Here is a 12,216-nt window from a genome sequence, read left to right on the forward strand (position 1 = left end):
AGAATTCGGCACACCTAAGGGTCACCGAGTATGACAACCCCTCTCTAGGCCAGTATTCATATGCTCAGATCAAGGTCCCATCCACACGTTTTGGCCTATAACCCGTTATCGCGAGCGGAGACGGATGCCACGTCTCGATGGTTCGGATCGGCCACACACCACCACGGTGTGTACATCTAGCAGCACGGTTTCTAGTAGGTCGAGGGTTGCTTCAGCGCCCTCGAGAAGCTCTGCAATCTTGGGCTTGCGAGAGGCTACACCGAGATACCACGGCACGATATTCCAGAGCAGCACACTCGCGCGGACCTTTTCTCCCTCGAGCAGGATGAGCACTCAAGCTTTCGAAGCAGCATCTGCAGGTTCGAAGTGGAGCACAAGTCGCGGCGCGACTTCGAAGCGAGAGATCCATTGGCGAAGGGGATCCGCGGGGTCGATGCCTTCGAGCATCCGGCGGCGCTCATCGAGAACTGCTGGGTTGTGAAATCCGCGTGGCTGGGTGAGGTGCACCCGCTGATGCTATCCATAGACCACTTTCGACAATACGGCGAAACTTCGACGGGCAGCATGCGTAGGGAAAAGCAAGAACGCTACACCAGACAGGAATGTCTACTGTCCCCATGATAGGGGTCATGGTACTTTGTGGGCAGCACCAGACTGAGTCATCTCAGTAACCCCGACGGTGCTAAAGAAGGTGATACCCGAATCTCACCCCAGCGGCGCGTTGTACCCCCGTAAATGCGCTCGCGCTCTCTTTCGTGCGCCAATGGCGGCCACGACTCTGCAGCTGCGTGCCGATGCGCCGGAAATGCCATCCCCCTGCAGAAAGCTGCCAATCATGTCCATGAAGAAACTACTGGCGACGGTCGCCAGTATCGCTCTCACGGGTGGCGCGCTCCTCGGAGTCTCCGCCCCGGCATTCGCTGATGAAGCTGCCGCACCCGCAAGCGCTCCCGACGCCTATGTTGCCGAGGGAGAAAGCGGAACCCCCACATCCGAAGTCACGGCCCAATCGACTACTAGCGCCGTGGTCGTCGATGATCCTGCGCCCGTAGTTGCGAAACCAACCCCCGCAGTCACAAAGCCGGCGCCAGTCGTAAAAGAATCGGCGCCTCTCGTAGAAGCACCAGCGAGCGCTCAAACAACTGCGCCCTCATCCCAAGCCCGCGCAAACAACAACGATAATGAGGCCGATAGTGAAAAAAAGGTCTGGGTGTGCAAGTTTGTCTCAAGCGAGAATTCGCCCTCCGGCTACCGCCTCAAGGACGGTAAGCAGCCGATCCACGTGAGCGTCAACGCCCTCGGCGGCGACGACGTCAACATCGTCGTCAACAAAATTGACGATTTTGAAGGGGCCCGTGCGTTCAACGACCGCCAGCCCTCATTTGTTGTACCCGACGATGATGAGAGCATGTGTTCCTACTCTGTAGTGACGGTCGACGAAGAAGTTGTGTGCCCCACGTATCAATACGGCGGAATCGTGCATGTGACGACAACGACGAAGATCTACTACGGCGCGACCCAGGTGGATTTCACTATGACGCAGAGCACCCGCGCGCTGACCGCAGAGGAGCGTCGTGCCTGCGACCCTCCTGAGGAAGTGCTCGTTTGCCAGTTCGAAGCAAGTAAGGACCACACCAGCGGTTGGGTTCTGAAGCCGGGTGATCAGCCAGTGCTTACGTTGCTGAGCGAGCTCGGCGATGATGTCAACGACACCGGCGATTACGACGGCAACCAGCCATCATTCATCGTCGCCAGCGATGATGATGCGCTGTGTGCCTCGGAACAGGTCGAACGCTCCACTGAAGTTGCGTGTGCCACCGCGAGCGCGAACGGGCACGCAATCGTCACGACTGTTCGCAGTTTCTTCTATGGGGCAGTCAAAGTTGATGAAACCAAAGCCGAGAGCGTTCGCGAGCTGATCGAGCGTGAGATGCTCGACTGCCCGCCGGTAGAACTCGTTGAGGCAACCGCTGAGGCGATTCTTCTTGATGCGAGTTGCGATGCAGGCCAGCAACTCATTCTGGGTCCCATCTCCAATGCCACCTGGGGAGAAGTAACCGACCCTGAGGGTCCTCAGGACTACAGCGTGACGGCGACGGCGAATCCCGGCGCTGAGTTTGCTAGTGCCGGGCCAGCGCTGAGAGTCGCGGCAGGTTCAACGACTCTGACGTTCACAGGCACGCTCGCAGCACAGCTCGACCCGTCGAACCCAGAGTGCGATTTGGTCACGCTGGGGCTCGTGATGCCCACCGTCACGTTCAGCCAGACCAGTTGCACCGCTGCTGGTAGCTACCGGTTGGGTGTCGCTCCAGGTTATGACCCCGCGCTGGTCACCTTCACGGTGAACGGTGTTGCCGGGATCGTCGCTGGCACCTATCAGGTAGCTGGTGCTGGGTCAGTCGAGGTTACGGCGCAGGCGGTTGACCCCAACGGCCTTGAGTTCGATTGGGTTGACCCGCCAGCGTTCGCGTTCGTAGTGCCAGATGGCACTGTGTGTGATCCCGGGCTGCCGACGCTCGGCTTGCCGACTCTCGCCCTCGGGCTGCCGACGCTAGCCTTCACCGGAGGTGGGGGAGTAGGGCCCATCTGGTGGTTGGTGCCAACGAGCATGATCCTGCTTGGTGCAGCTGCCGTCTATGTGCGGCGTCGAATGGATGCCGTTAGCTAGGCATCCGTCAAACGGTTGAGTTATCCGTTAACTGAGTGTGGCCCCGTTGCTCGAAAGCGACGGGGCCACACTTCTGCGTGCTGGGTGCAAGCTAGAGCGCGCACCCTCAATTTTTGACTATGGCAACCAGGGTGCCGGGTCGACACGGGTGTCGAACACGTAGACCTCGAAGTGAAGGTGCGGGAAGGTTGAGTAGCCGGTGTTGCCTATAGAGCCCAGCTGGGTGCCAGCAGCAACCCATTGCCCGGCAGTAACCAGTTGCGAGCCTTCAATCATGTGCGCGTAGAGGGTTTTTACTCCGTTGCCGTGATCGATAATCACGTGACGGCCCCAGCCGCCTCCGTAGGTGACGCTCTCGACTGTTCCGGGGGAGGCCGCAACAACTGCCGAGCCTTCGGGAGCCATGATGTCGATACCGCCGTGGAACTCGGTGCCGCGGTATCCGAAAACATCGTTGACCGGGCCGTTGGCGGGAAACACTTCCAGGAGGCCAGTAATGCCGGCCGCAGTGATCACAACCTGTTGTTCGACCTGCTCGATCTGGTACGAGTCGCGAACAATGGGAGCGATTTCACCCGCGGACGGTGAGGCAAACGTCTGAACGTCGTCGGCTGGTGCTGCGCTGATCGAGCCATCTGCGGCGGCTGCGAGAGTTGTCGCATCGGCGAGAAAGGTGTCGTCGTTAGTGATTGGCAGTATCGCTGCGGGTACTGTGCCGCCTATGAGTAGCGCCCCAATGGCGAGCATAGTAATAGTTCGTTTCAACAGCGTTCCTTGGTTTGGGTCAGGGGAAATGGCTGCAGAAGCGAAGAACAATCTGGTGGTGGCTCAGCACTCACTAGGACGTGGGCGACGAAAGAGCCGGATTGGTGCAAACTGCAGCGCACTGGCCGAAACCGCTTCGATGCGGTTAGACGGGCAAGCAAGTTGCCGAATTTAGCCGAACTTCCTGAGAACCACTCTCAGGAAGATGCATGCGAGTCACGCTGACCTATATCCTTTGGTAACAAACGTTCTAGTTTTTGATGGAGAGGAGTCCGCATGGGCACCAGTTCACGGCCAATAATCGGGCTCACTTCGTACCTCGAGCAGGCTCAAACCGGTGTCTGGGATCTCCCCGCCTCCTTCTTGCCCAAGATCTACTTTGAAGCAGTGACGGATGCCGGTGGCGTCGCCGTTCTGCTGCCGCCACAGCCAGTAGATTCGGAGATCGCAGCATCGATCATCCAAGGCCTCGACGGCTTGATTCTCACTGGCGGCAAAGATGTCGACGCTGCGCGCTACGGTCAGGAAGCGCATCCGACCGCTGATGTGCCTCGCAAGGACCGCGATGCATTCGAAGACGCACTCTTGCGCGCAGCCATTGAGCAGAACGTGCCCTTCTTGGGTATCTGCCGTGGCGCGCAAGTGCTCAACGTGACGCTGGGCGGAACAATCATCCAGCACCTGCCCGATGTGATCGGGTCAACGCGCTATAGCGCTGGCAGCGGCGTATTTTTGGTGAACGATGTTGCTGTTGAACCTGACACAACCCTCGCTGCACTGCTCGGCGGCGACGATAGCGTGGCCGTGAAGTCATACCACCACCAGGCGATCGACACGCTCGCTGATGGGCTCATCGTCTCTGGTCGCGGTGACGATGGCGTGATTCAGGCGGTCGAACTGCCGAGCGTCGACTTTGGTATTGCCGTGCAGTGGCATCCAGAAGAGGATGCCAAGCAAGACTTGCGTCTTTTCGAAGGCGTCGTTAAGGCAGCAGCCCGCTACCGCGAGAAGCGTATGGCGCTTGCCGACTAGATAGCGCGCACACCGCTACCGGCTACTTTTCGAGCTCGTAAGAGTCTTGAGCCTGTTTGGCGATGGTGCCAACGGCGATCGCCACGGTGAGTCCCCAGCTGATCCACATGAGGATGAGACGCCAGTCACGTGGGCCCTGTTTTGTGGTTTGAAAGATGCTCCAACCGCCGGCGACTGCGCCGAGGAGACTGCCGTTGAACAGGTACTTGCGCATTTTTCCTCCGTGGTTGGTGCATCGATCAGTGCCTTAAGGCTAACGCGACATTGTGGCTAACGCGACATTCTGATTGAGGCCAACAGGAGGGGCGTGTGCTAGAGAAAGCCTGTGAAACTGACCGATTGGTCAGTTCTGACCGATCGGTCAGTTAGTCTCGACGGGTGTCTAGTCATGAAGAGCTCCAGCGCTTTGCGCTTGCCGAATTCGCCTCTGCGGGTTACACCGGTACCTCGATTCAGAGAATTGCAGAACTCGCGGGCCTCTCAAAATCCAGCGTGCTCTATCACTTCACCTCAAAAGAAGCGCTACTCGAAGCCACCGTCGGTCCGGCGATCGACCGGCTAGAAGCGCTCATGGCCGAACTCGAAGTACGCGGGTTGTCGCCCGACTACCGCAATCAATTTCTCGAACAGTTCGTCGATTTCTTGTTCGATTGCAGGCAAGAAGTGCACATGTTCATCAATCAAGGGCCATCGCTTCAGGACGTTCCGGTGATCGAACGAGCCAACAACACTGTGCGCAACTTAGCGGAGTTCTTTTCCTCTAGTACGGCACATCCGCACGACAAGATGCGGTTCGGTATCGCTCTCGGCGGCTCGGCCTACATGCTGTGCACCGCAGACAATTTGGCCGTACCGCTTGAAGCAAACCAAGACACTCGCTCGGCCCTCATCACGATCATGAGCGAACTACTCGCTCCCGTCCGCAGTAGCTAACTTTCTCCCTCAAGAACCGGAGTTCTCGTGGCAATTCTTCTCTATCGACTCGGTCGATTCTCGTTCCGGCATTCGTGGCGTGTGCTCATCGTCTGGATTCTGCTCATAGCGGGAACACTCGGCGCGGGAATCGCCCTCGGTGGGCAAACCCAAGAGTCGTTCGAGATTCCTGGTACCGAGTCGCAGGCAGCCCTTGACCGGCTCGAGGCAGTCTTTCCTTCAGTGGCGGGGGCAGCAGCGACCGCAGTCATCGTTGACGAGAGTGGATCTCGAATCGAGGCGTCAGAAAACGTGATCGAACGCATCACCTCGGCTATCGACCGCATTGACGGGATCGATTCGGCGGTGAGTCCGTTCAGCGAATATGCGGGCAAAGCCATCTCTGATGACCACAGCATGGCAATCATCCGAGTGCAGTTCGATGGCGTGGCGACGGACGTTACCGAAGCAACCCTTGAAGATCTGGTCGCTACCGCCGAGATCGGCAACGATGCAGACTTACGAGTCGAGTTCGGTGGCCAAGTATTCCAAGACACCTCGTTTGGTATCACGGTCACCGAAGTTATCGGTGTCGTCTTTGCCGCACTCGTGCTCGTGATCACCTTCGGGTCGCTGCTCGCAGCCGGAATGCCGCTCTTGAGCGCTCTACTCGGGGTCGGAATTGTGATGGGGCTCATCACGACGCTCTCTGCATTCACGACGGTGTCGAGTTCGGCGCCGCTGCTCGCGCTGATGATTGGGCTAGCGGTCGGCATCGACTATGCACTCTTTATTGTGTCGAGGCATCGGGCACAACTCGCAAAGGGCGAGAACCCAGAGGAGTCTGCGGCGATGGCGGTCGGAACGGCCGGAAGTGCTGTGGTCTTTGCCGGCGTCACCGTGATTATCGCCCTCCTCGGACTGCTCGTGGTGGGCATCCCGTTCTTGAGCGTGATGGGCATAGGGGCAGCGGTCGCCGTCTTCATCGCGATGGGCGTCGCAACAACGTTGCTGCCTGCTCTGCTCGGATTGGCCGGGACCCGCCTTATCCCCAAGCCTGGATCGCGAGCGCATCGGCGGTTCACAGTATCCGCGAATGAGAGCAAGACCATGGGCGCCCGTTGGGTGCGCGGAGTAACTCGTCATCCGTGGCTCGCGAGCATCGCTGTCGTGGCCGTTTTGGGAACGCTTGCCATTCCGGCTGCGAGCCTGCAGCTCAGTCTTCCGGATGGCGCATCCGAACCAGCGGGTTCAACACAGCGCGAAGCCTACGACCTCGTGACCGAAGGATTTGGCCCCGGCTATAACGGACCACTCGTTGTTGCTCTCGACATCACCCAAACCATCGACATTCAGGATGACTTGGAGTCCATCGCCGCCGACTTGGAGAAGCTGGACGATGTCGATTTTGTTTCTCAGGGTTTCCCGGACGACGGGCTCGACACCGCGATTATTCAGGTGACGCCATCAAGCTCTCCAGACTCTGAAGAGACCAAAGCGCTTGTGCAAACAATTCGAGATCTAGCTCCTGAGCTTGAACGCAAGTACGACATCCAAATCTTCGTCACCGGCACTACGGCGATCGGCATCGACATTTCGAACCGCCTCAGCGACGCCCTCGTGCCCTTCGGCGTGATCGTTGTTGGGCTATCGATCTTGTTGCTCATGATGGTGTTCCGTTCGGTGCTCGTGCCTCTCAAAGCAGCAGCGGGATTCTTGCTTTCGGTTGTCGCCTCATTCGGTGTGGTTGTTGCGGTGTTCCAGTGGGGCTGGTTTGCCGACATCATTGGGGTCGAAAACCCTGGCCCGATCCTGAGTTTCATGCCGATTTTGCTGATGGCCGTGCTCTTCGGGCTGGCAATGGACTACGAAGTGTTCTTGGTATCGGGAATGCGTGAAGAGTTCGTCAAGACAGGCAACGCGGCATCAGCGGTGCGTCACGGATTTGCCAGTAGCGCTCGTGTTGTCACTGCGGCCGCCCTGATCATGTTCTTCGTTTTCTTCGCGTTCGTGCCGGAAGGCAGCGGTACAATCAAGCCCATCGCACTTGGGCTTGCGGTCGGAATCGCATTCGATGCATTCCTGGTGAGGATGACGCTGGTGCCAGCGCTGATGGCCCTCTTCGGCAATGCCGCCTGGTGGCTACCGGCATGGCTCAGTCGATTGCTCCCCAACGTGGATATCGAGGGTGAGCAGTTGCGCGAGCACCGTCACGAGCTCGACTGGGCTGGCACCCAAACTGCGCTGGCGATGAGTTCTGAATACCTCGTGGTTGGGAATGCCGAGCACCGGCTCGGACCAATTTCGCTTGCGATTCCTCGCGGATCATTGGTGATCGCTTCCGGCGAATTGATGATGTTCTCGCCCAGGTCACAGCGCAACGTACCGTGCGCATCACCACGGCAACCAGCATCAACGCGCTGCCTCAACTGGAACGCGCCGTAGCACTCGCCGCAGTGGCGCTCGCCGAAGGAACCGAGATCGTATTCTTCGACCGCTTTGATCGGTTTGCGTCTGAAGAAGACGAGGCAGCATTCCTCACTGCTGTTGGCAGACTCGCGGACGCTACAACAACCATCATTTTCGGCACCGAATCGCCCGTAACCGTTGCCCATTCAATCGATCGAGGCGAACGCAATGTGCTCCTCGTAGACCTCTACCTCCTTGCCCCGGAAGGATTGCTTCGATGAGCACCACCTACCCCACAGCTCTGCCGAAAAAGCGCTGGCTGACCGTGGCGGGTTTTGCCGCCGTCGCCTTGATTCCTCTGGCCTTCACCGGGCTCTTCGTTGCCGCCATTGGCGATGGTGATAGCGCGATTGACAACATCCCCGTTGCGCTCGTCAACAACGACGAGATTCAGACCACGACGGCCCTAGACGGCGAAGAGCAGGTCGTTTTTGCCGGGCGTCAACTGGTCACCGAACTCACCGGTGCTGACGGTTTCGACTGGACCATCACCAATTCGGATGATGCGGAAACGGCATTGGCACGAGGTGATGTCTATGCGATCTTGACGGTGCCCGAAGAGTTCTCAGAGTCGATCCTTTCGCTCTCAACTGATGAACCCGCTCAAGCACAAATCTCGATCCGTACCGACGACTCGCACAGCTACCTCACCGGTTCTGTTGCTCAAGTAGTCGGCCAGTCGATGACCGACACTTTCGGTCGCGCCATCACCTCCCAGTACATCGACGGCATCTACGCCAGCATCGGTGAACTCGGGGGAGCACTCTCCAGTGCCGCAGGCGGTGCCACGGAGTTGTCGGATGGCGCCACAGACTTCACCGCTGGACTCACCACCTACACCTCGGGCGTTGACTCGCTGGCCTCCGGTCTCAGCGAGCTGAACAATGGCGCGGCCGGACTCTCGTCTCTCACTACAGGGGTCGGGCAGTACACCTCGAGCGTCTCCCAGTTGTCGTCGACACTGGCATCCATCAATCCGGTAATTCAGGCACAGCTCACCGATCCGCAGCTCAAAGGCACCCTCCAAGCTGTCGTCGATGGGCTCACGCAGGCGGCAGCAAGCGGGGGAACTCTCACGTCGCAGACTGCTGATGCGGTAGGCGGCATCCAGTACGGAATCTCCCAGAGTGCATCAGGCGCTGGCGAGCTTTCCGCCGGGTCAGCCACTCTCACCGACGGCGCGAAAGGCATCTCGACGGGGGCCTCAGAGTTGGCGACAGGTCTCTCAGAAGGTGCCGCGCAGGTGTCGTCGAGCGATCCAGACGCGGCAAGCGCAAACGCAGACATTGCATCAGAGCCCGTGACGTTATCGGTGAGTACCGATAACGAGGTGACCGAGCCAGCGCAGGCGATTGCGACCTTCTTCATCCCGCTCAGTTTGTGGCTGGGCGCGCTCGCCGTGTTCTTGGTGCTGAGCTTGCCCACCTATCGTTCGCTGTCATCCACAGCGAAGGATGGGCGAATTGTTGCGTCGACGCTGGTCAGAGCATCACTGTTGACCGTGATTCAAGCGGTTCTGCTCGTTATCCTCCTTCACGCCGGTGTGGGGGTGAGCTGGGCGCTGCTGCCTGCTACCGCAGGTTTCGCGCTACTGACGGCAATTTCGTTTGCAGCATTCCATTACTTCTTGACCGCTGCGCTCGGGCGAGGAGGGCTTGTGATCTCGCTGTTCCTCTTGGCGATCCAGCTCACGTCAACCGGCGGCATTTATCCGATTGAGGCACTCGCCGCGCCGTTCCAGGCAGTGAGCCCATTCCTTCCCCTGACCTACGCAGTCGAAGGCATGTACGTGATCTTGTCGGGCGGAAACCCGCAGCCGGCGATCACCGCAGCGTTTGCGTTGCTCGCGCTTGCCGTAGTGAGCGTTGCACTCTCGGTGCTCGCCGTGAAGTGGATACGAAAGTCGACCGCAACCGGAATGATCTTGGCTGCAGCCGGTTCTCGACCACTCTGACGAGGATGGCGGGGCACCTAGCGATCATCGTCCAGCGGTCAGTAGAGGGCGGCAATCCTCGGGCAGCGTGCAGAGCCCGCTGGTAAAGTGACCGACTATGGAAGCTCACAAGAATTCTTCTCCCTCCGAGTACGATTTTGTCGTTGTTTCCAACCGGTTGCCGGTCGACTGCACCGTTGAAGACGATGGATCCCTCACCTGGAAGCGCTCGCCTGGCGGTCTCGTTACTGCCCTCGAGCCGGTCATGAAGGCTGCGGATGGCGCCTGGGTTGGCTGGGCCGGTCGCCCCGATCTCGAGATCGAACCGTTTCACAATGACGGCATTCAAATCATTCCGGTTCCTCTCAGTTCTCAAGACATTCAGGAGTACTACGAGGGGTTCAGCAACGACACTCTCTGGCCGCTGTACCACGATGTCATCGCACCTCCGGCCTACCATCGTGAGTGGTGGGACGACTATGTGGCGGTCAACCAACGGTTTGCGGATGCCGCAGCCGCGAACAGCGCCGAGGGTGCTGTTGTGTGGGTGCAGGACTACCAACTCCAGCTCGTGCCGCGCATGCTCCGTGAGCAGCGTTCCGATCTGACGATCGGTTTCTTCAATCACATTCCGTTCCCGCCATACGGAATTTTTGCCCAGTTGCCGTGGCGAACTCAGATCATTGAGGGCATGCTTGGTGCCGACGTTGTTGGCTTTCAGCGTTCGGCAGATGCGGCCAACTTTTCGTCAGCTGTTCGCCGTCTTACGAACCACCCCACAAAGAATCCGGCCATTGAGGTCACTATCGATGGGCAGCCCACACGTCGGGTTGTCGCGAAGGCATTCCCGATTTCGATTGATTCCCGCAGCTTTGAGGAGCTAGCTCGCGATCCTGCTATCCAGCAGCGCGCTCGCGACATTCGTAAGGGTCTCGGTAACCCGAAGACGGTCATGCTCGGTGTTGACCGCCTCGACTACACGAAGGGCATCCGCCACCGCCTGAAGGCGTACGGCGAGCTGTTGTGTGATGGTTCGATTGAGGTCGGCGATGTTGCGCTCATTCAGGTCGCTAGCCCTAGTCGCGAACGCGTTGAGGCCTACATGCACTTGCGTGACGAGGTCGAGCTGACAGTTGGTCGCATCAATGGTCAGTTCAGCACACTGAGCCATGCGCCGATCAACTACCTGCATCAGGGCTTCCCGCGTGACGAGATGGTTGCGCTGTATTTAGCCGCTGACGTGCTGCTTGTCACTGCGCTGCGCGACGGCATGAACTTGGTCGCGAAGGAGTATGCGGCGAGCCGGTTCGACAACGATGGTGTTCTGATTCTGAGTGAGTTTGCCGGTGCTTCGGAGGAACTGCGCAAGGCTCTCCTGGTCAACCCGCACGACATCGATGGGTTGAAAGAGGCGATGATGCGGGCAATCAACATGCCTAAGGCAGATCGCGCGACTCGGATGCGTTCCATGCGTAAGCGCGTACTTGAACACGATGTTGCCCGCTGGTCAAACGTGTTCCTCAAGAATTTGGCCGCGACGCGATCGGATCGCCACCGCAGGATTGCACCGTTGGAGATGGCGGAAGAGATCGAGTGGACCGTCGAGCGAAAGCGAGTGCGGTAGTGGTGCACTACTCCTCTGAAGCAGAGATCGCTGCGGCGATTGATGCGCTCGTTGCCGCACCGACCCTACTGATTGCCCTCGACTTTGACGGCACTTTGGCGCCCGAGGTCGATGAACCGCTTGACGCCCGCGCACTTCCTGAAGCCCAGGAGCAGTTGCTACGGATGCTCGAACTCGCCGATACCCGCTTGGCCCTAATCTCGGGTCGTGCCCTTGACAGCCTCGAGCATGTGGCGCATCTTCCTAGCCAGGTACTGTTCGGTGGATCACACGGCTTGGAGTATCGGCTCGACGACGGCGATTCTTCTTTGCCCATGAGTGAGGAAAACAGCACAGCTCTTGTGAAGCTTGATGCGCTCATGCACGAGCTTGCCGATAGCGCCGACGGCGCCTGGGTTGAGCTCAAGCCGGCGGGGCGTACGCTGCACTTTCGATTGTCGACTTCTGCGGACGCCGAGCGACTTCAGGCGGAAGCTGTGGCCCGCGTCGACGCCGAGATACCGGGGCTGATGACTCGATTTGGCAAGAAAGTTGTGGAGTTTGCCATCCACTCGGCCACCAAGGGCGACGCGATTGAACGATTGCGCGACTACGTCGGTGCCGACGCGATTTTCTTTGCCGGGGACGACACCACTGACGAGGATGCCATTGCAGCACTTGGCCCGAATGACCTCGGTGTTCGGGTGGGGGATGCGCCATCTGCGGCTCGACTTCGAGTCGCCGGAACGCGCGAAATTGCCGACGTTCTCAAGGTGCTCACCGATCGTCGTGCAGCCGCAGTTTCTGCGCGGACAAACTGAGGTTTCGCTAAGC

At 58.9% G+C, this 12,216-nt stretch carries 11 protein-coding genes; 8 read left to right on the top strand and 3 right to left on the bottom strand.

Features of this window, described 5'->3' with window-relative positions:
- Nucleotides 1-333: 333 nt before the first annotated feature.
- Entirely contained in the window at nucleotides 334-507 is a 174-nt protein-coding gene (locus ABD112_RS13170) for a hypothetical protein (RefSeq protein WP_343926564.1), read from the bottom strand.
- 334 nt (nucleotides 508-841) lie between these two features.
- Here ABD112_RS13170 and ABD112_RS13175 point away from each other — a divergent pair, with 334 nt between their 5' ends.
- Nucleotides 842-2,668: a hypothetical protein gene (locus ABD112_RS13175; RefSeq protein ID WP_343926566.1), complete on the top strand. Its 1,827-nt coding sequence runs from the start codon at nucleotides 842-844 to the stop codon at nucleotides 2,666-2,668.
- Nucleotides 2,669-2,785: 117 nt separating this feature from the next.
- Here ABD112_RS13175 and ABD112_RS13180 read toward each other — a convergent pair whose 3' ends face one another.
- The gene (locus ABD112_RS13180; protein WP_343926568.1) at nucleotides 2,786-3,433 is read right to left on the bottom strand and encodes a M23 family metallopeptidase; all 648 of its coding nucleotides are present in this window, start codon (nucleotides 3,431-3,433) and stop codon (nucleotides 2,786-2,788) included.
- A gap of 276 nt (nucleotides 3,434-3,709) precedes the next feature.
- Between ABD112_RS13180 and ABD112_RS13185 the strand changes: the two genes are divergently transcribed.
- Nucleotides 3,710-4,465: a gamma-glutamyl-gamma-aminobutyrate hydrolase family protein gene (locus tag ABD112_RS13185; protein ID WP_343926570.1), complete on the top strand. Its 756-nt coding sequence runs from the start codon at nucleotides 3,710-3,712 to the stop codon at nucleotides 4,463-4,465.
- Between the two features lie 22 nt (nucleotides 4,466-4,487).
- Here ABD112_RS13185 and ABD112_RS13190 read toward each other — a convergent pair whose 3' ends face one another.
- Nucleotides 4,488-4,679 (bottom strand): hypothetical protein, encoded by a 192-nt coding sequence (locus ABD112_RS13190; RefSeq protein WP_343926572.1) that lies wholly within the window; start codon nucleotides 4,677-4,679, stop codon nucleotides 4,488-4,490.
- A gap of 164 nt (nucleotides 4,680-4,843) precedes the next feature.
- Here ABD112_RS13190 and ABD112_RS13195 point away from each other — a divergent pair, with 164 nt between their 5' ends.
- The 6 genes from ABD112_RS13195 to otsB all read left to right on the top strand — a co-directional run bounded on the left by ABD112_RS13195 (nucleotide 4,844) and on the right by otsB (nucleotide 12,203).
- Nucleotides 4,844-5,398, top strand: a complete 555-nt coding sequence (locus ABD112_RS13195; RefSeq protein ID WP_343926574.1) for a TetR/AcrR family transcriptional regulator — start codon at nucleotides 4,844-4,846, stop codon at nucleotides 5,396-5,398.
- Nucleotides 5,399-5,425: 27 nt separating this feature from the next.
- A complete protein-coding gene (locus tag ABD112_RS13200) occupies nucleotides 5,426-7,822 on the top strand; it encodes an MMPL family transporter (protein ID WP_343926576.1) in 2,397 nt (798 codons plus the stop codon).
- The gene (locus tag ABD112_RS13205; RefSeq protein WP_343926578.1) at nucleotides 7,765-8,067 is read left to right on the top strand and encodes a hypothetical protein; all 303 of its coding nucleotides are present in this window, start codon (nucleotides 7,765-7,767) and stop codon (nucleotides 8,065-8,067) included. The genes ABD112_RS13200 and ABD112_RS13205 overlap by 58 nt, the downstream gene beginning before the upstream one ends.
- A complete protein-coding gene (locus ABD112_RS13210) occupies nucleotides 8,064-9,800 on the top strand; it encodes a YhgE/Pip family protein (protein WP_343926580.1) in 1,737 nt (578 codons plus the stop codon). The genes ABD112_RS13205 and ABD112_RS13210 overlap by 4 nt, the downstream gene beginning before the upstream one ends.
- A 97-nt stretch (nucleotides 9,801-9,897) precedes the next feature.
- Nucleotides 9,898-11,403, top strand: coding sequence for an alpha,alpha-trehalose-phosphate synthase (UDP-forming) (otsA, locus tag ABD112_RS13215; RefSeq protein ID WP_343926582.1), 1,506 nt, complete (start codon nucleotides 9,898-9,900; stop codon nucleotides 11,401-11,403).
- Nucleotides 11,373-12,203 (top strand): trehalose-phosphatase, encoded by an 831-nt coding sequence (gene otsB / locus ABD112_RS13220; protein WP_343926584.1) that lies wholly within the window; start codon nucleotides 11,373-11,375, stop codon nucleotides 12,201-12,203. The genes otsA and otsB overlap by 31 nt, the downstream gene beginning before the upstream one ends.
- Nucleotides 12,204-12,216: the final 13 nt, after the last annotated feature.

Origin of the sequence: Rhodoglobus aureus (assembly GCF_039527955.1) — a bacterium.
GTDB lineage: Bacteria > Actinomycetota > Actinomycetes > Actinomycetales > Microbacteriaceae > Rhodoglobus > Rhodoglobus aureus.

Bases quoted from the DNA above. Each gene is read 5' to 3' on its own strand.
- ABD112_RS13175 (WP_343926566.1), top strand. From the start codon at position 842: ATGAAGAAACTACTGGCGACGGTCGCCAGTATCGCTCTCACGGGTGGC.
- ABD112_RS13185 (WP_343926570.1), top strand. From the start codon at position 3,710: ATGGGCACCAGTTCACGGCCAATAATCGGGCTCACTTCGTACCTCGAG.
- ABD112_RS13190 (WP_343926572.1), bottom strand. From the start codon at position 4,679: ATGCGCAAGTACCTGTTCAACGGCAGTCTCCTCGGCGCAGTCGCCGGC.
- ABD112_RS13210 (WP_343926580.1), top strand. From the start codon at position 8,064: ATGAGCACCACCTACCCCACAGCTCTGCCGAAAAAGCGCTGGCTGACC.
- otsA (WP_343926582.1), top strand. From the start codon at position 9,898: ATGGAAGCTCACAAGAATTCTTCTCCCTCCGAGTACGATTTTGTCGTT.